The sequence below is a fragment of the Desulfuromonas sp. KJ2020 genome (assembly GCF_024197615.1).
Classification (GTDB): domain Bacteria; phylum Desulfobacterota; class Desulfuromonadia; order Desulfuromonadales; family SZUA-540; genus SZUA-540.
In genome coordinates this window covers 1,557,000-1,579,572 of sequence record NZ_JAKUKE010000001.1, presented here as the reverse complement: position 1 = coordinate 1,579,572, position 22,573 = coordinate 1,557,000, and the positions used below count along the sequence as shown (strand labels likewise).

The following is a 22,573-nucleotide window of genomic DNA, read 5'->3' as shown; positions in this document are numbered from 1 at the left end:
AGCCTGCTCTGGAATAATAAGATTAATCTTTACCCATTTACACGTCTATCAAGGGGGGGGCGGTGCGACTCTCCTGTAACAAAAAGGAGGCGTTATGAAAAAACCAGGCGGATGGACCAAAGACATTGCGTGGATTGGCACCCTGACAGCCATAGTGGCCACTTTTCTGCTGGCGTGGCCGTGTCTGGCCTTGGCTGCCAAAGGAGGCATTCCCGGCAAACCGGGAGGTGGCGAAGAGGCGGCCGGCAACAACCTGAGCTTTCCGGTGATCTGGGCCGAGGGCGTCAGCAAGACCCTGACGGGAACACCCGGCATGACCCCGGTCACCAACGGCACCTGGTGGTACTGGTGGGGCACGACGGGGGATGATGTCCCCTTAAGCTGCCTGCCCGATCCCGATGACAATGGGTTCTGTGACGACCGCATTCCCAACCAGGCCACCGGCTCCCTTCCCGGGGAAGGGAACGTGCGGGCCTATGTGCAGAAGGACGTGAACAACGTCTGGCAGGCGGCCGCAGCCGAGGGCATCGGCGCCCCCGTGGTGGTGGACTGGATCGACTGGGGCGACAATCTGGAATCGGTGGATTGGTACACGCGGTCGCAAGTACGAACCGAGGTCGTACTCTACCAGGATCTGGCGACGCCCATGCTGGAGTATCAGATGCGTCACGTCGACGGCTGGGGCATTGACGAGGTCCACGGCCTGGCCGTACAGGGCTCGTCGGCGCTCGAAGGCCCCGGCAGCCAGGCGACGGTCTACTCCCCCTGCGCCCGCCTGACCATCCAGAAGCTGCTCGTCAGCCGGGACGACCCGGACTACCCCGGGCAGACCAATCCTCTGCTGGCTAACCTGATGTGGGACGATACGGCCAAGCTGTGGACAGGGGAAAGCGAGGGAGAAAGCCTGGTCAATCCGCCTATTTTCAACAAGCCCGTCTATGAGGGCGGGGACGGACCCGGTTACTACTCGGCGGAAATCAACGTCAAGGGCAAGGTCATTTTCGGCTATACCTGGAACGTGCGCAGCCTGAATGACGCCATCGTCAACGGTGGCGAGGCCGGCGGCGATTATCGCATCACCTTCAGCCTGGACGAAACCTGCGGCACCGACACCAGCGGCGCGACCGTCACCCTCAACACCTTCTTTGAGGCGGCCAGCGGCGATGATCCCGGCACCCGCATCCTGCTCCCCGTGGAAGAAGAGACCACAGGAGGTGAGGTCGTCATTGCCGAAGAAGAAAACAATCCCACCGTCGGCGCCGAGGCAGTCCTCGATTTCATCAACAACCTGACCTATATCGATGTGCGGATTCTCGAACGCGGTGGCGGTGGCGGTGGCGGTAAAAAACGATAACCGTAAGGGCGGGTTTCAAACCCGCCCCTACACCAACCAAACCCCATTCCAACAACCACTCCGTAGGGGCGCGATTCATCGCGCCCTGATTCATCGCGCCCTGATTCATCGCGCCCTGATTCATCGCGCCCTGATTCATCGCGCCCAACACGCAGACAGGGCGCCATGAATTGCGCCCCTACACCACCCGCGTCGGGTGATTGATATCCTCTTCCCATCGAGCCGGGTTCTCGGCGATATACTGCCGGATACCAGCCAATTCCCGGTCGTCGCGGATAACGCGTTCATAATAATTACGCTGCCAGACCGGGACACCGGGGGTGTTGCGGGATTGGTTGATGGCATGGGTACAACGCGCCTTGAATGCCCGCACAATTGCACCCACCGTAGGGGCGCGATTCATCGCGCCCTGATTTAACGCGCCCCGATGACCGGGGGCCGGATTCGCCGATTCGGGCGCAATGAATTGCGCCCCTACGGGGTTATTGATCACAATAATCCCATGCACATGGTTCGGCATGACAACGAACGAATCCAATGCGACCTGGGGGTAATGTTGGGGCAAATCGTGCCAGGCCTCCAGAACGATGCGCCCGTTTGAATTCATCACCACCCTGCCATCACCCGCCTCGCCGAACAGACATTCCCTTTCGTGGGCGCATATCGTCACAAAATACGCCCCCTCGCGGGAATAATCGTAATCCGGCAACCGGATGGACCGCCGGTGGTGAATGTCCGGATTGAAAACCATCCGTCCCTCCGTACGGGCGCGATTCATCGCACCCCAATATCCGTAGGGGCGGGTTTCAAACCCGCCCCTACACCGCCCAAACCCTTCCTTAACCCGTTCAATCCCGCCCTTAAAATCTAAGCCCCGAAAAGCGTTTTGCCGAGCTCGACGGCAATGACAAGATTCGACACGAACGCCCCGGCAAAGGTGGTCGTGGCGCCAAGGCTGAACGGCCAGTTGCGCATGCCATGCACTTCCTCCCGGCGGCTGCACAGATAGCCATACTCGCTGTGCAGACGTTCCAGATCCGCCTCCCCACTGCTTTCTTCGATGCGTCGGCGCAGGTCGGCGCATTTGCTTTTCAGCTCCCGTTCCATCTGGTGACGATAGCGGCTCAACATCCGATGCAGATCGAGTGCCGGCACCAGCAGTACCAGCAGCGACAGCAGAAAAGGGAAGACAATCCAGCTCCACATGAGCAGCTGCACCCAGGGGTTGGACTCGCGCGTCCAGGAGGCCATCAGAATATAAGTAGCGATCAAGCCCCCCTCGGCCAGAGTGACCACACTGAACTTAACCAGCGCCGCACCAAAGAAAGAAAGACCGCCGCAACGGTCCGGGGCAGTGTAATCGAGTTTGAGCTCTGCCGCGTGGGTGAATTTGCGGAAGGTTGTCACCACGCCGAATATCCCCCAGGCGGGGAGCCCGCACACAAAACCGGCGATAAAGAAGCCGGCGAAGAGCAGCAGAGCCGCCACCGGGTCAGGTTCCGACACCCCGAACAAGGCGCCCATGGCGGTATTCGCCAGGCCGAAGCCAAGACCGGCGAGCACGAAGTGGCGATCACTCAGCACCCGGTTCAGCGGCACCAGAAAGGTCGCCAACCCCGGTTCTTCGCAATGTTCCTCCCACAGGGGGAAGAGATGGCGCAGGGTCGCGGTCGCAAAAAAGAGGAAGATCGGGGCGCCGGCGATCAGCAAGGCCAGCAGCCAGCTCCAGTTGTGCAGGGCCGTGGTGCCGACACGGGCATAATAGGGGAGAAAGAAAACCAGGGCGGCGGCCACGGAGAGCAGAAGTTTGCCCACTACCCCCAGGCCGAGGCGATCGGCCCAACGCTCGTAAAACGGCTCAAAAGCAATTTCGCTCATGGGACTCTCCGTTGGTTGATAGGGTAAGAATGGAACCTCTTCTCCCAGATCCTCGGCAATCATTCGGAAGAGCGCTTGATCAAAAGCCAGCTTTGGGGATCATCACCCTTTTTAAAACGCACCAAAGAGAACTCCCCCTGCAGGCGTTCGCCATAAAGAACGAAAGAGAAAGCCCCTTTTTTCAGCCCCGCCGCCATATCCTCAAGGGGCTCATAGTCACCGCTGTCCCAGATAGTCACGCGGCCGGCGCCATAATGACCTTCGGGAATCGTTCCTTCAAAGTCCGCATACTCCAGCGGGTGATCGTCCACTTGAATGGCCAGCCGCTTATCGGCCGGATCCATCGACGGGCCCTTGGGGATGGCCCAGGATTTCAGCACGCCGTCGTGTTCCAGACGAAAGTCCCAATGAAGGTGGGAAGCGTGGTGTTCCTGGACGACGAAGGTAGGCATCTTTACTCTCAGGGCAGGGTGCGGGTTTTGTTGGCAATTGTCGGTCGGACTGGGGTCATGTATGCACGTCTCCTTATTTGCATTCTGTGGTTTTGCGCCCTTGAATCACTTCTGGTTGGGTCGGTTTTGCTGAGAAGTCTTTCCGGCAGGAATTCGGCCCAAGGTGAAATCATCCGATACGTCCGGTTTGTCCTTAGCCCCACCTCGCTCCATGTGCGTTAAGACAGCGGCAAGATAGTCGACTGAGGCCTCTGTGTTCATTGCCGTATCCCTGGTTGCATTTAAAATCTCTGCATAGCCGTATGTAAAGAGCGCGGAGAAAAAAGACCCAAAGATCACCAGAAGACCAGCCTGCTGAGTCCCAGGCATTTCTGCCTCGAAGAACATTCTGGCGCCCACCACTACACCTAAAATGCCACCGATTATCGCCCCCACCTTGATCAGCATGGCGATCGTCATAAGAGCGGGGTAGGCCGACTCGTTACGTCTTGCAATTCTCTCGGCGGTAAATTCACTCAGACTTTGTCGCACGTCAATACTCCCAGCCCAATCAAATCAAAACTTGCCTGAATCCCTGTGGTTTACAGGATTCCCAGGTAGTTCGAAAGTCGATTTTGAAAGCTCATCGGCAAATTTTTTAATTTTTAAATCAACGTAATTGACCTGCATGGTCACCATGAAACTCGTGAGACGAACCTCGTTATTCGGTTCAGGTTTCCACAGAAGAACCTGCCTGACAAGGTCGGGAACAACCTGAGGCGGACCGTATTTTTCCCGCAACATGCGGGTCACATACGGTCGCAGGTCTTTGTTTTTGGATGAATCGGTGAAGATAACGTCGATCCCATACAGGAACTGACCATAGCCCCCCTTGGCAGGTGACAAACGAAGCTGAACTTTGGCCGAATGATTAAACAGGGTTGTCTGGTAATTGTAACTGGTCGCATCACCAACCAGCAATTTGGGATCATACCTTTTGTTTAAATTTAGGCCACCCCCCTTTGCTAATGGAAGGTTTCTTTCCTGGGCAGCCTGGAGAATTTGCTGCCGGGTCATACCGGTATGCCAGATGTCGAAGGTGACGGCATAAGCAGGTGCGATCAGTGATCCAAAAATAAAAACAACTGCAAATAGTAAACGAATCATCTCAATACCATGAACCTTTCTGGAAAGCATTCCAGTTTTTTATCGTTCAATTACAATCGCCACTCTTTCCGATGCTCTCGCAGAAATTCTTGGGCCGGCCAGTATTCACGCGCCGCTGGAGGTAGGATGGTGCGGCCTGAAAGCATTGTGAGCAGACCAGGGAAATTAGGGTCGCTGCCAATGGTGCGCGCAGTAATTACCGTATAGTTGTCAGCAACGCCGAGCATCCCTTCATCGAAGCCCCAGTGGCAGGTACGGCAGAGCGTCATACCGTTGCGGATGTCGTCATTCTTTGACTTGCTCCACGGTACGATGTGGGCCGCCTCCACCACCGTATGGCCGTCCGGGGTAACGATACGGATGCCGCACAGGGCGCAGCGGTGGTCATAGGCCGTGGTCACCACCTTGCGAAACGCTTGATCCCGTACCGCCGGCCGGTAGTTGTCCGCCTCTACGATCTCCTTCACCAGCGGCAGGTGGGCCTGCTCCTCCAGCACCCGGCTGTAGTCGAAGGCCTCGCGGTTGATGATCGACTGCTCTCGCAGCAGCACCGCCGCCTCCTCAGAGAAGCAGGAGAGGAGCAGCGCTTCTCGCAGTGCCTCCCGTCCTTCCCCGCTCTGCATGATCTGAAACAGCCCATCGTCCAGCTTCGCCCCCAGGGCGTACTTGCGCAGGTAGCTGACGGAGGCGGTGTTGTTGATGACCGCATCGGTGATGGCTTTACCCGGCTGGGGGACCAGCTCCCAGAACGGTTCACGAGTGAGACGGGAGAAGGGAAAGGCGATGCTGCTGGTCTGCCCCAGCGGCACGACTCGCCGCCAGTAGAGGTTGAACAGTTCGTTCAGTTCCACCAGATCGGCGGTGACGTCGATGAATGGGGTGGTTATGATGCCGCGATGAACAAGGTCTAATACCGCGAGAAGAAGGATTGGTTTATGTGGAGCGCGCTTTTTGGTGCTCTCTGAAAAGACAGTATTGGGTGCTCGACGCAGGTGGCCAAATTGATTAATGTGTGTATTTACAGAGGCCATCTTACACCTGTGAAAAGTGTGGAGGCAAAAAAATCCTTTTATGCCTTTAATATGCCAAATACTGAGAAGGCGTCAGCGTAAACTGTCTATCCAAGCACCCCTGTGCAATATAAAGCCGCGGTGTTTTCACAAACTGAAACACCCTGTAAAGGTAATAGTCCTTATCCCTCTCAGCCGAGACCTTCAACTCATTGGGTGTCACATAAAAAGGGGTATAACGGCTGAACTTAGTTGTTTTGACTTCGACCAGCCGGTCCTTGCCATTTTCTTCAAAAGATCGGATGTCGAACCCTAAACCGTCCCCTTCGACTTGGCTTGAATGCTCCACTCTTTCGGCCAATATTTCCTTCCCTGCGGCAATTAATCGCGCCTTTTCAAATTGAAGAGCAAAACGTTCGCCTGCCAGGCCCAGGTTTTCGTTTGCGGCATCCCGCGACAGATAGTCAACCTTGCCGGGATGATAGACCGCTTGGGTTTCTTTTATTTTTGGGGGAGATCGGTCTTCATGTTTGGGTGTTTCGACGAGGGCTCGAAGGATTGATTCAACTGAGGGTATTTCGATTTCTGCTTCAGCGGTAAATTCCTCAATCAAAATATGGAGGACTTTATTGGACTGGACTTGCGCCGACACGACCTCTGGCAACAAACTACGCTGGTAATTTCGTGCCGGTTTGTAACCATCAATGCTGGGATAACCCATCTCGGTCATTACCGCACTGATGTTCATGTGCTTCATCTCGATGGAGCCGCGAGAACGATTATTGAGAAAAGCCTGCAATTTACGGTTATGTTCTGCTTTGTTGTAGGGTTCGCCTTTGAGTTCCAAAATAAGCATGGAAAGATAGTCAGCGACAATCGCTTCAACCTCAACACGGCTCCAGTTGTCAGCAACCCGGTTCATAGGCTTCCATCAACATAACGGCGAGAAAAAATATGTTTTTTTTATCAATATCAGGTAGCAAAAAATATTCGATGATCAAGGTCTTAAAAACGTCTATCAACAATAAAGGATTAAAAACAATTTGGGTATCAGGAAATCCCTTAGTTTCACACCTTTTTTCAAGCGGGCGCAATGAATTGCGCCCCTACGTGTTATTTCATTTGCGTTGATGCCGCTGCAAGGGTTGTGTAAAGGGCGGGTTTAAAACCCGCCCCTACGGATGATCTACAATCATTCGTTGCTCTGATTGATCAGATTAACGATAACCTTGACGATAGTCTCTTTTTCTTCGGGGCGGCTTTCGGCGATGAGCAAGGTGAGCGCCACCAGGGCGTTGTCGGCAAGACGTTTGGAGCCGTCGGGGCGGTAGAGAATCTGATTGACCGCCATAAAATAGACGAACAGCGCGGCGGCGATGCGTTTGTTGCCATCGGAGAAGGCGTGGTTTTTAACGACGAAATACAGCAGGTTGGCGGCTTTTTCTTCAACACTGGGATAGAGTTCTTTTCCGTCGAAGGTTTGATAAATGGTGCCCAGGGCGCTTTTAAAGCCCTGATCCTTTTCGACCCCAAACAACCCATCGAAGGTTCCCTTCATGGAAGTGACGATGCCGATGGCTTCGTCGTAGTCGAGCTGGTGACCGGCCTTGCGGGTGGTTCCCTCGATAGTCAACTGGCCGTGATCGTAGCGGTCAAGCAGGGCCAGCCCGTAGGCATAGTCGGTGATGACCTGAAGCACCTCTTTGCCGGTATCCGTTACCAGCTCCTGCGAGGTCAGGGTGCGGGCCAGAAGATCGACCGTCTGGCGCAATTCTTTGAATTTGGCCGATTCTTCCCGCAACCGCTGTTCATGTACGGTATAGCCTTTGACCAGATGATCACGCAGCACCCGCGTGGCCCACTGGCGAAACTGGGTGCCGCGTTTGGATTTCACCCGGTAGCCGACGGAGATGATCACGTCGAGATTGTAGTGGGCGGTGTCGTAGGTTTTGCCGTCGGCGGCAGTTATTCGGGATTTCCTAACAACTGATTCCTCCGCCAACTCCCCTTCTTTGAAAATGTTCTTGATGTGCTCATTGATGGTCGGAACCGTTTTGGTGAAAAGTTCCGCCATCTGCTTCTGGGTCAACCAAACGGTTTCGTGTTCCAGTTGAACATCAAGACGGGTGCGGCCGTCATCCGCCTGATAAATCAGAATGTTCGTTTCAGTAGCTTTCATCAGGATTCTTCCTCTTAAAAAAACTCCTCCTCATACTCGGGCACCAGGTTGAACCATTGCGGGTGTTTCTTGGCTTCGGCGAGGGCCATTTCGGCCTGGGCGATGATGCGGTCGCGGTCTTTGGGGTAGCTGCCGGCGAGGTTGAGGATGTTGGAGACGTGGTTGGAACGCAGGATGGTGCGCTGGGGGTCGAGGTGGCGCACGATGTCGAGGGCTTCTTGGATGACCTGGCCGTTGCTCAAGGGGCGGATGAGGCGGAAGTAGTCGTCGTTGTGCCGGCGGAACATGGTGAGCAGCGAGAAGTATTCGGGGGAGAGTGCGGTGATCCACGCCGCCGTGGCGCGGGCGTGTTCGCGGCTGCGTTCACTGCCGGCCAGGCCGAGAATGGCGGTGACGGAGAGCTTGAGGCCGGCGGCCTGGGCCTTGCGGCAGAGCTGCAGCATGTCGGCGGCGCTGAAGCCTTTGTTGACCAGCTTGAGGGTGTCGTCGTCGCCGCTTTCGAGACCGAAATAGAGGATGCGCAGCTTCTTTTCGCGCAGGGCTTCGAGGTCGGCCAAGCTCTTGGTGGTGAGGCTGTTGGGCGAGGCGTAGGCGCCGACACGGGTGAGGTTGGGAAAGGCCTCGGCGAGGCGGTCGAGAATGTCGAGCAGACCGGCCTGGGGATAGACGAGGGCGTCGCCGTCCGCCAGGAAGACCCGGCGGATGTGGGGGCGATGATGGGCCGGCACTTCCGCAATCTCGGCGGCGATCTCTTCCACCGAGCGGACGTGGAAGGATTTCATCTTGTACATGCCGCAGAAGCGGCACTGATTCTGGCTGCAGCCGACGGTGATCTGGAAGATGAGGGACTGGGCTTCGGAGGGGGGCCGAAAGACCGGCTCCTGGTAATCGAAATAGTAGTACATGCCTGATGTCCTGTCAGCTGGAGTTACGGAGGAAAGAACTCCCCCGACTTTACCCGCACTGGCCGAAAATGGCAAAGGCTTTGCGGCCACAGGGCTGGCAGCAATGCGTCTTCAGAGTCGGCCAGGACACGCAGGGAAGGCGCTTGCCGGCTGGTCAGCCGAAAAAGTGTTCAGAACCGGCAACGAAACGGCTCCCGTTCTATATAGCAAAACAGGAATATATTGGTCTGACCATATTACAAACCTCTTTTCTGGCTTTAACCTGCCTGGCTTTGACTTTCCTCATTTTTCCCGTAAGGTATACAACAAACAATGTTTGTTTTTTCTGTTGACGGGGCCAAAAAGTTCGTCTAAGGTTTATTGGTCTGACCAATTTACCGACATACCAATGGCATTCACCCCGCGGGCGCACGGGCGCGCTCGCCAGATTCGGACAAAAGGAGGAGAAACAATGAGGAGATTGGGATGGCTGGTCGCTCTGGCCGCAGTTTTCACCCTGGCTTTCGCCCCACAGACCTTCGCTCAGGAAAAACGTGAAAAGTTCGGCGTGGACAAGCGCAACGAGGAAGTCAAGCGGGAGATTCGCAAAATCAAACCATCCAAGGACGAGTTCCGCTGGAAGATGGTCATGCCCTGGGCCAAAGGCATGCTCTTTTACGACATTGCCCAGCACTTCTCTGACTCTGTCGCTCTGGCCTCCGGCGGCCGCCTGCAGATCAAGCTCTTCTCGGCGGGCGAACTGGTCGGCGCCAACGAGGTTTTCGACGCGGTCAGCAAGGGTTCGGCCGAAATCGCCCACTCTTCACCGCTGTACTGGAAAGGCAAGAACGAGGCCTTTGTCGCCTTTGCTTCCGTCCCCTTCGGGCTGGATGCCGAGGGCTACAACATCTGGCTCTATGAGCGCGGCGGCCTGGAGATGCTTCAGGAGCTTTACAAGCCCTACAACATCTACGCTCTGCCGGCCGGACAGACCGGCCAGGAAATGGGCCTGTTCTCCAACAAGAAGGCCACCAAAATGTCTGACTTCAAGGGGATGCGCATCCGCACGCCCGGCTGGTACATGGACATCATGAACGGTCTCGGCGCCTCCGTCAGCCCCCTCCCCGGCGGTGAGGTCTATCTGGCCCTGGAGCGCGGCGTCATCGATGCCGCCGAGTACTCCACCCCCGCCATCAACTACCCGATGGGCTTTGACGAAATCACCAAGTACGTCATCGCGCCGGGCGTCCATCAGCCCGGATTCCAGTGCGACGTCATGATCAACCAGAAAGCCTGGGACTCCCTGCCGGACGATCTGAAATGGATCGTGAATATCGCCGCCAAGGAAACCCAGCTCTGGTCCAACGCCTGGATCGAGAACCTCAATGCCGAGGCGATCAAGCGTTTCCAGGAAAAGGTCGAGTTCGTACATCTGGACGACGAGACCCTGAACGCCTTCGCCAAGCACACCAAGGAGTACCTGGACGGACTCAAGAAAAAGCATCCCGAAGTCAAAAAAGCCCTGGATTCCCAGGATGCCTTCAAGAAGGACTTCGCCGCCTGGCGCCAGATCCGCAGCGGCGTCGCCCCCTGGCCCTATGACACCTACACCACCGGGGAGCAGAAATCCCAGGGGCACCATCTGCACTAGCAGCGGTCTTTTACAACTCCGGGCCCCGATCGCACCGGTCGGGGCCCTCTCCTGCAGCCATGGAGACTCCCATGCTCTCAGTTGAGCGTTCCATCAACACCCTGAATGAAAAAACCGGCGTCCTGACCTCGTATCTCGCCCTGCCCCTTATCCTGGTGGTGGTGTACGAGGTCTTCATGCGGTACGCCTTCAATGCGCCGACCACCTGGGGTTTTGAGCTGACGACCTTCCTTTACGGTATGCATTTCGTCCTCGGCTTCGGCTTCACCTATCTGCACGATGGCCATGTGTCCATCGATGTCTTCGAGGCGACGCTGCCGCCGCGCCCCCGCACCATCCTGCGCATTGTGACCAACCTTGTCCTCTTTATCCCCACCGTCGGCCTGCTGTCCTACGGCTCGGTGATCTACGCTGCCTCCTCCTGGCAGAACTGGGAAAAGGCGCCCACGTCCTGGGCTCCCCCGCTTTATCCCTTTAAGACGATCATGGCCATCGGTTTCATCCTGCTCTTTTTGCAGGGAGTGGCCAAACTTATCGCCGATTTCCGAACCCTCGGCGACACCAGAGACTGATCATCCTTGCCTCGCGGAGAAGATTTTTCCCATGACTCCTGAAATCATGACCTTATTGATGTTCGGTACGCTGATGCTTTGCATCGCGCTCGGACATCCGCTGGCCATCACCCTGGCGGCGGTCGCCACCTTTTACGGCCTGATTGAATACGACGGGAACGTCAGCGCCCTGATCGACCTGTTCGTCAACAATGCCTGGGGGCTGCAGCAGAACTACGTGCTGGTGGCGATTCCCCTGTTCATCTTCATGGCCCAGATCCTGGACCGCTCCAAAGTCTCGGAGGGGCTCTTCGACGCTCTCTACATCGTGCTGGGGGGGCTGCGCGGCGGCCTCGGCATGGCGGTCATCGTGGTCAGCACCGTCTTTGCCGCCACCACCGGCATCATCGGCGCCTCCGTGGTGGCCATGGGCCTGATGGCCGGGCCCGCGCTGCTGAAACGGGGCTACCAGACCGGACTGGGGGCGGGCATCATCTGCTCTTCCGGCACCCTGGGCATCCTGATTCCGCCCAGCATCATGCTGGTGGTCTACGGCGGCCTGACGGGCATGAAGGAGACGTCCGTCGGCAACCTCTTTGCCGCGGCCATCCTGCCGGGCATCCTGCTGTCCGCCATCTACCTGCTCTACGTCGCCATCCGCTGCGGCCTCAATCCCAAGCTGGGCCCGCCGATTCCCAAGGAAGAACGCACCGCCACCCTGGGCCAGAAGCTTTCCATGACCTTGAAGAGCTTCGTCCCCCCCTTCAGCCTCATCCTTATCGTCATGGGTACCATTCTGGCGGGGATCGCCACCCCGACGGAGGCGGCCGCCCTGGGCTGCATCGGCGCCATGGTGCTGGCCCTGTTCAACCGCAAGCTCACCTGGGAGGTTCTCTCCCAGACCTGCAACGCGACCCTGCGCACCACCGCCATGATCATGCTGCTGTTTGTCGGCGGCAAACTGTTCAGCGTCGTCTTTCTCTCCATGGGCGGCGGCGATGTGGTGGCCGATCTGCTCCTGGGGATGGACGTTCACGATTACGTGATCCTGGCCATCATGATGGGCGTGGTCTTCATCATGGGGATGTTCATCGACTGGGCCGCCATCCTGCTCGTCGTCGTGCCGATCTTCACCCCCATCGCCAACGACCTGGGCTTCGACCCCCTCTGGTTCGCCATGCTGGTGTGCGTCAACCTGCAGACCTCTTTCCTGACGCCGCCCTTCGGCTATGCCCTCTTCTACTTCAAGGGGGTCGCGCCGCCGGAATACACCATGAGCGATATCTACAAGGGGATTCTGCCCTTCGTGCTGATTCAGGTTATCGGCCTGGGCGTGATGATCGCCTTCCCCCAAATCGTCACCTGGCTCCCCACCGTGTTCTTCGGGGGCTGATTCACCTTCAACCTTGAGGGATGAGACCTATGCTACCGGAAATCAAGACGATTCTCTATGCCACCGGCCTCGGACCCGGCGCCCCCCACGTCTTTCGCTACGCCATAAAAGAGGCGGAAAAGCATGGGGCCAGGCTGGTGGTTCTGCACGTGCTGGAACCTTTGAACCCTTTTGGCCAGCATCTGGTGGAACTGCATATCAGCCATGAACAGCGGCAGCAGATTCAGGACCAGGCCCGCGATCACGCCCGCTCGAAAATCGAGGAGCGCATACGGCGACTCTGCGAGAAGGAAGTCTGTCATGCCACCGGCGGCGAGGATCTGGTCGACGACATCCTGGTGCGCGAAGGGCAGCCCCACCTGGAGATCGTCGCCTGCGCCCGGGAGATCAAGGCCGACCTGATTATCATCGGCTCCCACCGTCACAGCGCCCTGGGGGAGTCCATGCTGGGGCACACCGCCAACCGGGTGGTGCATCGTTCGGAAATCCCGGTGCTGCTGGTGCGCATCCCCGACGGTTACCACGAAGCGGGTTTCTGAACCTATCGATCACGGATACGCCATTGAAGAGGCCATCATGATTTCCCAGACTGCGATCAAGCACCTCCAGGAAAAACTGGGCGAGAAGAACGTGCTCCACGAAAAGGAGGACCTGCTGGTCCTCGGCTATGATTCGACCCCCGGGGTCCATCACCTCCCGGAAGTCGTCGTCTATCCCACCAGCACCGAACAGGTGCTGGCCGCCATGGAGATCGCCGCCCGCGAAGGCCTGCCCCTGGTTCCCCGAGGTTCGGGCACCGGCCTGTCGGGAGGGAGCGTCCCCGTGCGGGGCGGCATGGTGCTGACCCTGACCCGCATGAACCGGATTCTGGAGATCGACGAGGAGAACCTCACGGCCACCGTCGAGCCGGGGGTAATCACCCTCGATCTTTTCAATGCTGTCGCCGCCAAAGGCCTCTTCTACCCGCCGGATCCCGGCTCGCAGAAGATCTCCACCATCGGCGGCAATGTGGCGGAGAACGCCGGCGGCCTGCGCGGCCTCAAGTACGGGGTGACGCGGGATTACGTCATGGGTCTCAAGGGGATTCTGCCGGACCGGAGCCTCATCACCACGGGCGGCAAGAGCGTCAAGGACGTGGCGGGCTACGGGTTCAAGGATCTGCTGGTCGGCAGCGAAGGGACCCTGGGGATCATCACCGAAGTGACCGTCAAGCTCGTGCCGCCCCCGCGCGACAAGCGCACCTTTCTCGCCTACTTCAACGACGTGCGCACCGCCGGCGAGGCGGTCTCCCGCATCATCGCCGCCCGCATCATCCCCTCGACCATGGAGATCATGGACCGGGAGACCATCAATTGCGTGGAGGACTACGTCAAGATCGGCCTGCCCCGACAGATGGCGGCCCTGCTCCTCATCGAGGTCGACGGTCACCCCGCCCCCGTGGCCGAGGAGGCGGCGGAAGTGCGGCGCGTACTCGAACAGGTAAAAGCGGCCGAGATCCACGTCGCCGAAACAGCCGAGCAGGCAGCCAGCCTCGCGGCGGCGCGCCGCACCGCCCTGTCGGCCCTGGCCCGGGTCTCCCCCACGACCCTGCTGGAGGATGCCACCGTGCCGCGCTCGCGCCTGGCCGAGACCTTCGGCGAAATCGAGCGGCTGGCGGCCAAGTTCAAGCTGAAGGTCGGTACCTTCGGGCACGCCGGCGATGGCAACCTGCACCCGACGGTGCTGTGCGACGAGCGCAACCACGACGAGATGGCGCGGGCCCACGCCTTCTACAATGAGCTTTATGAAAAAGTGCTCGACTGGGGGGGGACCGTTTCCGGCGAACACGGCATCGGCCTGGCCAAGAAGGAATATCTGGCCCGTCAGATCGGCGCCGGCGGCGTCAGGGTCATGAAGCGCATCAAGCAGTCCTTCGACCCCGAAGGCCTGCTCAACCCGGGCAAGATCTTCGAGGACCACGACCCCGAGGCCGAACAGCATCTGGAGGAGGGATTCCGTGTCTCACACTGACAGCCTCGGCAACTTCCGTCCCAAGGACGCTCCGGACTACGAAGACGTTCTGCAGTGCATGCGCTGCGGCTTCTGCCTGCCTACCTGTCCGACCTACGCCCTCACCGGCCGGGAGCGTTCCAGCCCCCGCGGGCGGGTGGCCCTGGCCCGCGCCGTGGCCGAGAAGAAACTCGAATTTACCGGCGCCGTCAAGGAAGAGGCCTTCTTCTGCCTGGATTGCCGCGCCTGCACCACGGCCTGCCCTTCCGGCGTAAAGGCGGGGGAAGTCATGGAGGTCTGTCGCAGTCAGTCCCATGACTTCTATCCTCTGGGCGCTATCGGCAAGACCTTTCGCGAGTTCATTCTGCAGCGCATGCTGGTATCCCCCGATCTTCTCGAACATGCCATGCTGCCCACGCGGCTGTACCAGCGTCTCGGCCTGCAGTGGCTCGTGCGCCATCTGGGCGTCCTCAAGCTCGGCCCGGGCTGGATGGCCAAGGCCGAAGGGATGTTGCCCTCGCTGGAGAAGCCGCTGCGCTCCCAGCTGCCGGAAGTGATCCCGGCCCAAGGGGAAAAACGCGGGCGGGTTGGCTTCTTTCTCGGCTGCGTCATGACCCTGCTCTACCCCCAGGTTTCCCGGCAGACCGTGCGGGTGCTCGCCCACCAGGGGTATGAGGTGGTCACCCCCAGGGCGACCAAATGCTGCGGGGCTCCCCACCTCTCCGAAGGCGATCGGCAGACCGCCCGGGAGCTGGCCCTGTTCAATCTCGAGCTCTTCCTCGCGCAGGACGTCGACTGGATCGTCACCGACTGCGCCGGCTGCGGCGCCGCCCTGAAGGAATATGAGGAGATCCTGGCGGAGGACGCCGATCACCATCGGCTCGCGCTCTTCCGCGCCAAGGTCCGGGACATCTCCGAATTTCTGGCAGCCGAGGGCCTGCGCACCGAGGGGTTGAGGGAGGTGCGCCGTGCGGTGACCTATCATGAACCCTGCCACCTCTGCCACGCCCAGGGGATCTCCAGCCAGCCCCGACAGCTGCTCAAATCCGTTCCCGGCCTGGAGCTGCGAGAGATGGCGGAGTCCAGCTGGTGCTGCGGCTCGGCCGCCACCTGGGGCCTGAAGTACAGTGAGGAGAGCCGCCAGGTGCTGGACCGCAAGCTCCAGAATGTGGCGGCGACGCAGGCCGAGATTCTGGTCACCGCCAATCCGGGCTGCCACCTGCAGCTCGCCTGGGGAGTGCGCCAGGCCGACATGCCACAAGAGGTGCGACACCTCATGGAAATTTTGGGGGAAGCGATTCCGGACTGAGTGATTGAACGAAAGAGATGAACAGATAACGAAAGGCCATCCGCGGGGATGGCCTTTCGTTATGGGGAAGAAATCAGGAATTCTGGAGGAGTTCGGCCATTTTCTCTTCGACCATGACGAGGTGCGTCATCATGGCCTGTCGGGCTCCTTCGGGGTCGCCGGCAGCGATGGCCTTGTACACGTCCCGATGCTGCTTTTTGAGAATGTCGATATAGCCCTCTTTCCGGTAGAACTCCATCAGGGCCACATGCACGGTGGCATGAAAGAGGGAATGAATGGTGTCGAGGACATGCACCTGCAGGGTATTGTGGGTGGACGCCGTAATCGCATAGTGAAACTGCGAATCGAGTTCGGGATCCCAGCCGCCGCTCGGGGCCTGTCCCTCCATCTCTTCCAGCAGTATCCTCATCCGGTCCAGCTCGTCGGGGCGCGCGCGCTGCGCCGCCAGGTAAGCCGACCAGCTCTCCAGTCCCATGCGGACTTCCACAAGGGCATGGAGCATCTGGGGATCTTTTTCCCCGACCAGCGCGGAGAGGGGATCGGCCAGGGAAGTCTGCGCCAAAGAGCGCACGTAGGTGCCGCCGCCCTGGCGGGATTCCAGAAAACCCATGGCCTCGAGCACGGTGATCGCCTCGCGGACTGAAGGGCGGCTGACCCCCAGCAGAGAGGCCAGATCCCGTTCAGAGGGGATACGTTCTCCCGGACCCAGCTCTCCCCTGGCAATCAGTTCCTTGATCTGCTCGATAATCTCCTCGGCAATCCGGCGAGGACGAATGGGAGTAAAGAGTGAGTTCATGGGCAGGTGATCGTCATCCGAAGGTGAAGGGGGCTGGATAATTGGTCTTACCAAATTCGGGTGATCTTACGATACCTGCCGGGGCCTGTCAAGGCTCTAGAAGCTCCGCCTTCCGCCCCTCAGCCGGCCAGCGGCTTGTACCACACGTTCATGCTTTCGAGCTCGCCGGAGATCTGCGTGTTGTGGGTGAGGGTGCCGCTGTAGGTGTAGCCACCGCGGGCGAAGGTGATGTTCATGCCGTGGCTGTAGGCGCGGGCGATGGTGTAGGCGGTCTGGATGCCGCGCTCGGAGGCGACCTCTTCGAGACGCTCCAGCAGATGGCCGGCCAGCCCCTGCCCCCGGTAGTCGGGGAGGGTTGCGAAGTCGGTCATCTCGGCGTTCTGGCCCCGCACGTCCTTTTCGGCCGAGGCCAGGGCGACGAGCTGCTCCTTATCCCAGATGCCCAGGTAGTCCACGTGACTCTCCATGGTCTCGCGCAGATAACCGGGGTCATGAATGGGAAAGGGATAGGTGGCGAAGACCTGCCGGTAGACGTCGGCCATGGCCAGGGCGTCGGCGGGTTCGGCCAGACGGCAGGTCATGGCATCAGGCAGCGCGAGGTCGGCCTGATGCCCCTGCCGGGACTGGGCGGCCTGCAGGGCGCTCTCGACCAGGTCGGGCTTCTGCTCCTGCTGCCGTTCGGGGCAGAAATACTTGCCCATGAAATAGACGTGTCCTTCCCCCCGGTAGAATTCGGGGATTTCGGCTTCGGCCTCGTAGCCGCTCTTTCGGAAGGGCTCGAGGGCGGCCTCCGGCACCTTGGCGAAGACCTTGGTGTAGGCTTGCTCCTGGGCCAGCTGATCGAGATAGGGAACCAGCCGGGGCAGGTCATCGGCCGCCAGGCTCATCAGGTAGGCCCGGTTGCTGTGGGGGCCGTGCTGGATGGTCGATTGTCCAAACTGCTCGATAATATCAGTCATGCGTACGTCGCTCCATGCGGTCGTTGTCTTCAGGCGTAAGAGAAATCGTGCGATCCCAATCGGAGAGCAGCCGCTCTATGCCAACGGCGGCGCACTCGGTGGAATCCTCCAGTTTGAGGTCGAGGTGGCACTCGTCGCACTTGCGGTTGCAGAAGATGGACTCGTACTTTTCCGGTTCCTGATAGGTGGTGATGACCCCTTCGTAGTTGCGCAGCACCACCTTGTTGGTGGACAGGGAAATGAGGTAGTTGGGATTCATGGGGATTTTGCCGCCGCCGCCCGGGGCGTCGATGACATAGGTCGGCACGGCGAAGCCGCTGGTATGGCCGCGCAGACTCTCCATGATCTCGATCCCCTTGCCGACAGGGGTGCGGAAGTGAGAGAGCCCTTCGGCCAGATCACACTGGTAGAGGTAATAGGGGCGCACGCGGTTTTCCACGAGCTTGTGCACCAGCGATTTCATGATGCGCTGGCAGTCGTTGACCCCGGCCAGCAGCACCGACTGGTTGCCCAGGGGGATGCCGGCGTCGGCCAGCAGGCGCAGGGCTTCCTTGGCAGAGGCGTTGATCTCGCGCGGGTGGTTGAAGTGGGTGTTGAGCCACAGCGGCTGGTGCTTTTTCAGACGCTCCACCAGCTCGGGGGTGATGCGGTAAGGCAGCACGACCGGCATGCGGGTGCCGATGCGGATGACCTGCACGTGCGGGATGCGGCGCACCTCGGTGAGAATCCAGTCGAGGTAGTCGTCGGAGAGCATGAGCGGGTCGCCGCCGGAGAGGAGCACGTCGCGGATTTCCGGATGCTGGCGGACGTAGTCGATCCCCTTGAGGATATCCTCACGACCGGGGATGGAATCGCGGTCGCCCACCTTGCGCTTGCGGGTGCAGTGGCGACAGTACATGGAACAGACATTGCTGACCTGCAGCAGCACCCGGTCGGGATAGCGGTGGGTGACGCCGGGAACAGGGCTGTCCTTGTCCTCGGAGAGCGGATCGGCCATGTCGTGCTTCTCGATTTCCAGCTCACGGGCACTGGGGAAGGCCTGCTTGAAGACGGGGTCGTTTTCGTGGTCGTCGGTATTGATGAGAGACAGGTAGTAGGGGGTGATGGAGAGGGGGAATTTTTTCACGGTCATTTCGAGGGCTTTGCGTTTTTTCGGATCGAAACGAATCCCCAGCAGCGTTTCTACCGTATCGATATCCTGGATGGAATGTTTAAGCTGCCAGCGCCAGTCCCGCCAGTTTTTGAGAGTGACATTATGTGAACTGATTTTTTCTGCGATTTCCTGCTGTGCGGCCGAGTAGATGGGCACGGGAAAAACTCCTTTGGTGATAGTGAATGCCAGGGCGGGTAGCTGAAAAACCCGCCTTTTATTTTCAAGTCGAATATTTCGTACGCGAACGTTTTTAACATAAACAGCCTTTCATGTCAAATGGCCGCATTGGTAAGGGCTTGAATCCGTGAGGGAATCGGGTTTGGCTAGTCTTTTTCGCCCAAGCGCTCGATGGCACGCAGGTGCAGACGCGCTTCGTCAGCGACCTCATTGTTGCGGGCCGTATCGAGCGCCGAGAGAAAGTAATGGTAGGCGCTGGTGACGGCCCGGGGGATATGCAGCTGAGCCCGGCCGGCCCCCAGATAGGCCCGGGCGATCTGCGGATCGGTGGGACGCTCGCCGATGAAGCGCCGAAAGAGGGAAAGGGCCTGGGGATAGGCGCCGCTGCCCAGAAGATATTCGCCCAGCTCAAGCACCACCGGCGACGGCACCCGCAGGCGGTCGGACCGGCTGGCCAGAGAGAAGTATTTGGCCGCCGCCCAGGCCGGGTTGCCTTCGCGCAGATGGTCGGCGATCTGTTCTGGCAGGGCCGAGCGCTCGGCTTTATCCGGGTGGGACGACGCTGACTTTACCGAAGAGGCGGAGCGCCAGAGAGGCAGGCGGTCGATGCCCCAGGCGATGGCCACCCCGGCAACGAAACCGCCGATGTGAGCGCCATGGGCCACGCCGCCCTCGCCGCCGCGGGACAGCAGAAAGGGGAGCAGATTGTCAGCCAGCAGATAGAAGCCGAGCACCAGGCGGGCGGGAATGAGAAAGGTGTTCATGATGAAGGGGAAGAGAAAGATGAAAACCTTGACCTGGTTACGGGGGAACCATAGAAAGTAGAGACCGAGCACACCGGAGATGGCGCCGGAGGCCCCCACCAGGGGCACCTGGGAATGGGGCACGAAGAGGGCGAAGAATAGGGTGGCGGCGATGCCGGTGACCAGATAGGCGAGCAGAAAGCCGAGATGGCCGAGGCGATGTTCGACATTGTCGCCGAAAATCCATAGAAAGAGCATGTTGCCGGCCAGATGCATCCAGCCTCCGTGCAGGAACATGGCCGTAAAGAGGGTGACCAGGGAAGGATCGCCGGGGCGGTAACCGTACTGGTAGACAAAGACATCGTAGGCGCTCATATGCGCCAGGACCTGCTGCGCCGAGATGCCGCCGCGCAGACCGAGGGAGCGCAGGTATTCGAGCAGCATGGGGTCGGCCAGATCGGGGCTGCGAGCGGTGAGCGGCAGGGAAACCAGCAGAAAGATCGCCACGTTAAGCCCGACAAGCAGGTAGGTCATGATGGGGGTGGAGCGGGGATTGGGCGTATCGCCAATGGGAAGAAACATGGCAAACCTTTCTCAGCGAAGCGTCCGTCTCGAAAAGCTCAGCGGCGACGCGGTCCGGAGGGCAGTTTAACACAGATTGCGCCGACTGACATCTCTTGCTTTCCCCCCCTGAAAAGAGTATTCTGCCCAGCCTGGAGGTAGCCCGCCATGTCCCTGCTCTATGCCCTCGATCTTATCGGTACCGCCGCCTTTGCCGCCTCCGGCGCCTGGGCCGGCATTCGCCGCAAAATGGACCTGCTCGGCGTGCTGGTGCTGGGTCTGGTCACCGCCACCGGCGGCGGCACCCTGCGCGACATCCTGCTGGGCGACCTGCCGCCCTTCAGTCTGAAGGATGAGACCTATCTCTATCTCTCCATTGCCGTTTCCCTGGCCGTCTTCTTCTTCCACCACCGCCTGCATCGCCTGCAGCATCCCCTGCTCTACTTCGACGCCATCGGCCTCGGCACCTTCGTGGTCATCGGCACCAGCAAGGCGCTGGCCTTCAACACCGGCTTCATCGGCGCCGTCATGATGGGGGTAATGACCGCCACCGCCGGCGGCGTGGTGCGCGACGTCCTCTCCAACCAGGTGCCCCTCATCCTGCGCAAAGAGGTGTACGCTTCCGCCTGCCTGGCCGGGGGCGCCCTGCTCTACCTGCTGCACCACCTCCCCCTGCCCCACGGTCTATCAGCGGTTCTGGCCGCCCTGACGGTCATCATCGTGCGCCTGCTGGCCATCCGTCATAACTGGGCTCTCCCCAAGGCGCGCACGTAAAAGCGATGATGAAACGGGCCTTGCCTTTGTTCTTTCCTGCGGTTTACTTGTACTGAAATCCCTAGACCATCTTGGAGGAGCGCATCATGCAAACCGTTCATATCCTGAGCAGCCAGAAGGTTTTCCGGGTCGGGAAAATCGTCTGTCTGGCCCGCAACTACGCCGACCATATCAAGGAACTGGGGAACGAGGTTCCCGACAAGCCCGTTCTTTTCATCAAGCCGGCCACCAGCATCATCCGCGACGGCGAGAATGTGGTCATCCCGGCCTACAGCAACGACTGCCACTATGAAGTGGAACTGGCGGTGCTCATCGGCAAGTACGCCAAAAATGTCCCTGAAAGAGAGGCCATGAGCCACGTGGCGGGTTACGGTGTTGCCATCGACATGACCCTGCGGGACGTGCAGTCGGAACTCAAAGCCAAAGGGCTCCCCTGGGAAATCGCCAAAGGTTTCGACACCGCCTGCCCGCTGTCTGATTTCGTCGCCGCCAGCGAGGTGGAGGATCCGCACGATCTGGGCATCCGGCTCTCCGTCGATGGTCAGGTGCGCCAGGATGCCTCTACCGCTTTGATGATGCGCCGCCTTCCCGCCATTATCCAGGCGATCTCGGCTATCTTCACCCTGGAGGAAGGGGACATTATCCTGACCGGCACCCCGGCGGGGGTGGGCCCGGTCGGGAGGGGCAGTCGACTGCGGGCCGAAATCGACAGGGTCGGCTGTCTCGAAGTGGGGGTAAAATGAGCTCCCGGATCGCCCTCGTCGGACCGGGACGGTTGGGGCAGGCGGTCTGCCGCCTGCTGGCTGACGCCGGCCACGAGTTTGTCGCCGTGGTCAGCCGCGACCTCGCCAGGGCCCGGGCGGCCGCCCGTTTTATCGGCAATCCCCAGGCAGCGACGACCGACCTGACGAAGGTCAAGGAGGCGGAGATGGTCTTTTTGGCCCTGCCGGACGACGCCATCGCCCCTATGGCGACCCGCCTGCGCCAGGAAGGTCTGGTTCGCCCCGACACCGTCCTCGTTCATTTCAGCGGCATTCACGACAGCAGCATCCTGGAGGGTGAAGGGACGCCGGTGCGGGGACTGGCCATCCACCCCATGCAGAGCTTTGCCGACGCCGTCATCGGCATGCGCAATCTGCCCGGCAGCCTCTTCGCCATTGAAGGCGACGCCTCCCTCATCCCCCTCGCCCGAGAGTTGGTAGATGATATGGGCGGCCTACCGTTCATCCTCACCCGCGAGCAGAAACCCCTCTACCACGCTGCCGCCTGCACGGCCTCCAACTTCCTGGTCGCGCTGGTGGCGACCGCCGGAGAGATGCTGTCCTACTGCGGCATCGACGCGAAAGACGCCGGCCGCCTCTTTGCTCCCCTGCTCAGCGGCACCGTGAAAAACCTCTCCACCCTGGGACCGCAGTCGGCACTCACGGGACCTATCGTGCGCGGCGACATCCTCACCGTCGAAAAACATCTGGCCGCGCTGGAGGCGCTGCCGGAAGAGGTGAGGCGCATCTATCGCCTCATGGGGGAGAAAACGGTGGACCTGGCGGAAGAATCGGGGCGACTGGAGGCCGACAAGGCCGAAGGCTTGCGCCGCCTGCTGCAGAAATAGGCCGG

General features: G+C 59.6%; 23 protein-coding genes. 10 read left to right on the top strand and 13 right to left on the bottom strand.

Annotated features, from left to right (window positions below; translation table 11 throughout):
* Positions 1-94 precede the first annotated feature (94 nt).
* Positions 95-1,354: a hypothetical protein gene (locus tag MJO47_RS07205; protein ID WP_253960439.1), complete on the top strand. Its 1,260-nt coding sequence runs from the start codon at positions 95-97 to the stop codon at positions 1,352-1,354.
* A gap of 178 nt (positions 1,355-1,532) precedes the next feature.
* Here the strand turns inward: MJO47_RS07205 and MJO47_RS07200 are convergent, their stop codons facing one another.
* From MJO47_RS07200 to MJO47_RS07160, 9 genes are all read right to left on the bottom strand, one after another.
* Positions 1,533-2,105, bottom strand: coding sequence for a transposase (locus MJO47_RS07200; RefSeq protein WP_253960438.1), 573 nt, complete (start codon positions 2,103-2,105; stop codon positions 1,533-1,535).
* 116 nt (positions 2,106-2,221) lie between these two features.
* Positions 2,222-3,232 (bottom strand): hypothetical protein, encoded by a 1,011-nt coding sequence (locus MJO47_RS07195; RefSeq protein WP_253960437.1) that lies wholly within the window; start codon positions 3,230-3,232, stop codon positions 2,222-2,224.
* Positions 3,233-3,291: 59 nt separating this feature from the next.
* Positions 3,292-3,684, bottom strand: a complete 393-nt coding sequence (locus MJO47_RS07190) for a DNA polymerase ligase N-terminal domain-containing protein (RefSeq protein ID WP_253960436.1) — start codon at positions 3,682-3,684, stop codon at positions 3,292-3,294.
* 105 nt (positions 3,685-3,789) lie between these two features.
* Positions 3,790-4,215 (bottom strand): hypothetical protein, encoded by a 426-nt coding sequence (locus tag MJO47_RS07185; protein WP_253960435.1) that lies wholly within the window; start codon positions 4,213-4,215, stop codon positions 3,790-3,792.
* A 24-nt stretch (positions 4,216-4,239) separates the two neighbouring features.
* Entirely contained in the window at positions 4,240-4,860 is a 621-nt protein-coding gene (locus tag MJO47_RS07180) for a hypothetical protein (protein WP_253960434.1), read from the bottom strand.
* 20 nt (positions 4,861-4,880) lie between these two features.
* Positions 4,881-5,681, bottom strand: a complete 801-nt coding sequence (locus tag MJO47_RS07175; protein WP_253960433.1) for an HNH endonuclease — start codon at positions 5,679-5,681, stop codon at positions 4,881-4,883.
* Positions 5,682-5,907: 226 nt separating this feature from the next.
* Positions 5,908-6,762, bottom strand: a complete 855-nt coding sequence (locus MJO47_RS07170) for a DUF3883 domain-containing protein (RefSeq protein ID WP_253960432.1) — start codon at positions 6,760-6,762, stop codon at positions 5,908-5,910.
* 270 nt (positions 6,763-7,032) lie between these two features.
* Positions 7,033-8,019, bottom strand: coding sequence for a virulence protein RhuM/Fic/DOC family protein (rhuM, locus tag MJO47_RS07165; RefSeq protein WP_253960431.1), 987 nt, complete (start codon positions 8,017-8,019; stop codon positions 7,033-7,035).
* Positions 8,020-8,033: 14 nt separating this feature from the next.
* Positions 8,034-8,924, bottom strand: coding sequence for a radical SAM protein (locus MJO47_RS07160; protein WP_253960430.1), 891 nt, complete (start codon positions 8,922-8,924; stop codon positions 8,034-8,036).
* A 451-nt stretch (positions 8,925-9,375) separates the two neighbouring features.
* On the opposite strand from MJO47_RS07160, the gene MJO47_RS07155 reads away from it, so the two are divergent.
* The 6 genes from MJO47_RS07155 (at position 9,376) to MJO47_RS07130 (ending at position 15,796) form a co-directional block, all read left to right on the top strand.
* Positions 9,376-10,554 carry a TRAP transporter substrate-binding protein gene (locus tag MJO47_RS07155; RefSeq protein WP_253960429.1) on the top strand — a complete coding sequence of 393 codons (1,179 nt, stop codon included), beginning with the start codon at positions 9,376-9,378 and terminating at the stop codon, positions 10,552-10,554.
* A 71-nt stretch (positions 10,555-10,625) separates the two neighbouring features.
* Positions 10,626-11,126 (top strand): TRAP transporter small permease subunit, encoded by a 501-nt coding sequence (locus MJO47_RS07150; RefSeq protein WP_253960428.1) that lies wholly within the window; start codon positions 10,626-10,628, stop codon positions 11,124-11,126.
* A gap of 31 nt (positions 11,127-11,157) precedes the next feature.
* Entirely contained in the window at positions 11,158-12,498 is a 1,341-nt protein-coding gene (locus MJO47_RS07145; RefSeq protein WP_253960427.1) for a TRAP transporter large permease subunit, read from the top strand.
* Positions 12,499-12,527: 29 nt separating this feature from the next.
* Positions 12,528-13,037 carry a universal stress protein gene (locus tag MJO47_RS07140; RefSeq protein ID WP_253960426.1) on the top strand — a complete coding sequence of 170 codons (510 nt, stop codon included), beginning with the start codon at positions 12,528-12,530 and terminating at the stop codon, positions 13,035-13,037.
* A 37-nt stretch (positions 13,038-13,074) separates the two neighbouring features.
* Positions 13,075-14,508 (top strand): FAD-binding oxidoreductase, encoded by a 1,434-nt coding sequence (locus tag MJO47_RS07135; protein ID WP_253960425.1) that lies wholly within the window; start codon positions 13,075-13,077, stop codon positions 14,506-14,508.
* Positions 14,495-15,796, top strand: a complete 1,302-nt coding sequence (locus tag MJO47_RS07130; RefSeq protein ID WP_253960424.1) for a heterodisulfide reductase-related iron-sulfur binding cluster — start codon at positions 14,495-14,497, stop codon at positions 15,794-15,796. Before MJO47_RS07135 ends, MJO47_RS07130 begins: the two co-directional genes overlap by 14 nt.
* A 73-nt stretch (positions 15,797-15,869) precedes the next feature.
* Here MJO47_RS07130 and MJO47_RS07125 read toward each other — a convergent pair whose 3' ends face one another.
* From MJO47_RS07125 to MJO47_RS07110, 4 genes are all read right to left on the bottom strand, one after another.
* Complete coding sequence (locus tag MJO47_RS07125) at positions 15,870-16,592, bottom strand: FadR/GntR family transcriptional regulator (protein WP_253960423.1); 723 nt, start codon at positions 16,590-16,592, stop codon at positions 15,870-15,872.
* Between the two features lie 119 nt (positions 16,593-16,711).
* A complete protein-coding gene (gene ablB, locus MJO47_RS07120; protein ID WP_253960422.1) occupies positions 16,712-17,551 on the bottom strand; it encodes a putative beta-lysine N-acetyltransferase in 840 nt (279 codons plus the stop codon).
* Positions 17,544-18,860, bottom strand: coding sequence for a lysine 2,3-aminomutase (ablA, locus tag MJO47_RS07115; protein WP_253960421.1), 1,317 nt, complete (start codon positions 18,858-18,860; stop codon positions 17,544-17,546). The genes ablB and ablA overlap by 8 nt, the downstream gene beginning before the upstream one ends.
* Positions 18,861-19,027: 167 nt before the next feature.
* Complete coding sequence (locus MJO47_RS07110) at positions 19,028-20,206, bottom strand: rhomboid family intramembrane serine protease (protein ID WP_253960420.1); 1,179 nt, start codon at positions 20,204-20,206, stop codon at positions 19,028-19,030.
* A gap of 147 nt (positions 20,207-20,353) precedes the next feature.
* Here MJO47_RS07110 and MJO47_RS07105 point away from each other — a divergent pair, with 147 nt between their 5' ends.
* The 3 genes from MJO47_RS07105 (at position 20,354) to MJO47_RS07095 (ending at position 22,568) form a co-directional block, all read left to right on the top strand.
* Positions 20,354-20,959: a trimeric intracellular cation channel family protein gene (locus MJO47_RS07105; RefSeq protein ID WP_253960419.1), complete on the top strand. Its 606-nt coding sequence runs from the start codon at positions 20,354-20,356 to the stop codon at positions 20,957-20,959.
* 86 nt (positions 20,960-21,045) lie between these two features.
* Positions 21,046-21,702, top strand: coding sequence for a fumarylacetoacetate hydrolase family protein (locus MJO47_RS07100; protein ID WP_253960418.1), 657 nt, complete (start codon positions 21,046-21,048; stop codon positions 21,700-21,702).
* Positions 21,699-22,568, top strand: a complete 870-nt coding sequence (locus tag MJO47_RS07095) for a Rossmann-like and DUF2520 domain-containing protein (protein WP_253960417.1) — start codon at positions 21,699-21,701, stop codon at positions 22,566-22,568. The genes MJO47_RS07100 and MJO47_RS07095 overlap by 4 nt, the downstream gene beginning before the upstream one ends.
* The last annotated feature ends 5 nt before the right edge of the window (positions 22,569-22,573 follow it).

Excerpts from the sequence above, each read along its gene's own strand:
- MJO47_RS07195 (WP_253960437.1), bottom strand. The coding sequence starts at position 3,232 with ATGAGCGAAATTGCTTTTGAGCCGTTTTACGAGCGTTGGGCCGATCGC.
- MJO47_RS07180 (WP_253960434.1), bottom strand. The coding sequence starts at position 4,860 with ATGCTTTCCAGAAAGGTTCATGGTATTGAGATGATTCGTTTACTATTT.
- MJO47_RS07190 (WP_253960436.1), bottom strand. The coding sequence starts at position 3,684 with ATGCCTACCTTCGTCGTCCAGGAACACCACGCTTCCCACCTTCATTGG.
- rhuM (WP_253960431.1), bottom strand. The coding sequence starts at position 8,019 with ATGAAAGCTACTGAAACGAACATTCTGATTTATCAGGCGGATGACGGC.
- MJO47_RS07105 (WP_253960419.1), top strand. The coding sequence starts at position 20,354 with ATGTCCCTGCTCTATGCCCTCGATCTTATCGGTACCGCCGCCTTTGCC.
- MJO47_RS07135 (WP_253960425.1), top strand. The coding sequence starts at position 13,075 with ATGATTTCCCAGACTGCGATCAAGCACCTCCAGGAAAAACTGGGCGAG.
- MJO47_RS07155 (WP_253960429.1), top strand. The coding sequence starts at position 9,376 with ATGAGGAGATTGGGATGGCTGGTCGCTCTGGCCGCAGTTTTCACCCTG.
- ablB (WP_253960422.1), bottom strand. The coding sequence starts at position 17,551 with ATGACTGATATTATCGAGCAGTTTGGACAATCGACCATCCAGCACGGC.
- MJO47_RS07200 (WP_253960438.1), bottom strand. The coding sequence starts at position 2,105 with ATGGTTTTCAATCCGGACATTCACCACCGGCGGTCCATCCGGTTGCCG.
- MJO47_RS07205 (WP_253960439.1), top strand. The coding sequence starts at position 95 with ATGAAAAAACCAGGCGGATGGACCAAAGACATTGCGTGGATTGGCACC.
- MJO47_RS07110 (WP_253960420.1), bottom strand. The coding sequence starts at position 20,206 with ATGTTTCTTCCCATTGGCGATACGCCCAATCCCCGCTCCACCCCCATC.
- MJO47_RS07145 (WP_253960427.1), top strand. The coding sequence starts at position 11,158 with ATGACTCCTGAAATCATGACCTTATTGATGTTCGGTACGCTGATGCTT.
- MJO47_RS07170 (WP_253960432.1), bottom strand. The coding sequence starts at position 6,762 with ATGAACCGGGTTGCTGACAACTGGAGCCGTGTTGAGGTTGAAGCGATT.
- MJO47_RS07150 (WP_253960428.1), top strand. The coding sequence starts at position 10,626 with ATGCTCTCAGTTGAGCGTTCCATCAACACCCTGAATGAAAAAACCGGC.
- MJO47_RS07100 (WP_253960418.1), top strand. The coding sequence starts at position 21,046 with ATGCAAACCGTTCATATCCTGAGCAGCCAGAAGGTTTTCCGGGTCGGG.
- MJO47_RS07160 (WP_253960430.1), bottom strand. The coding sequence starts at position 8,924 with ATGTACTACTATTTCGATTACCAGGAGCCGGTCTTTCGGCCCCCCTCC.
- MJO47_RS07125 (WP_253960423.1), bottom strand. The coding sequence starts at position 16,592 with ATGAACTCACTCTTTACTCCCATTCGTCCTCGCCGGATTGCCGAGGAG.
- MJO47_RS07095 (WP_253960417.1), top strand. The coding sequence starts at position 21,699 with ATGAGCTCCCGGATCGCCCTCGTCGGACCGGGACGGTTGGGGCAGGCG.
- MJO47_RS07140 (WP_253960426.1), top strand. The coding sequence starts at position 12,528 with ATGCTACCGGAAATCAAGACGATTCTCTATGCCACCGGCCTCGGACCC.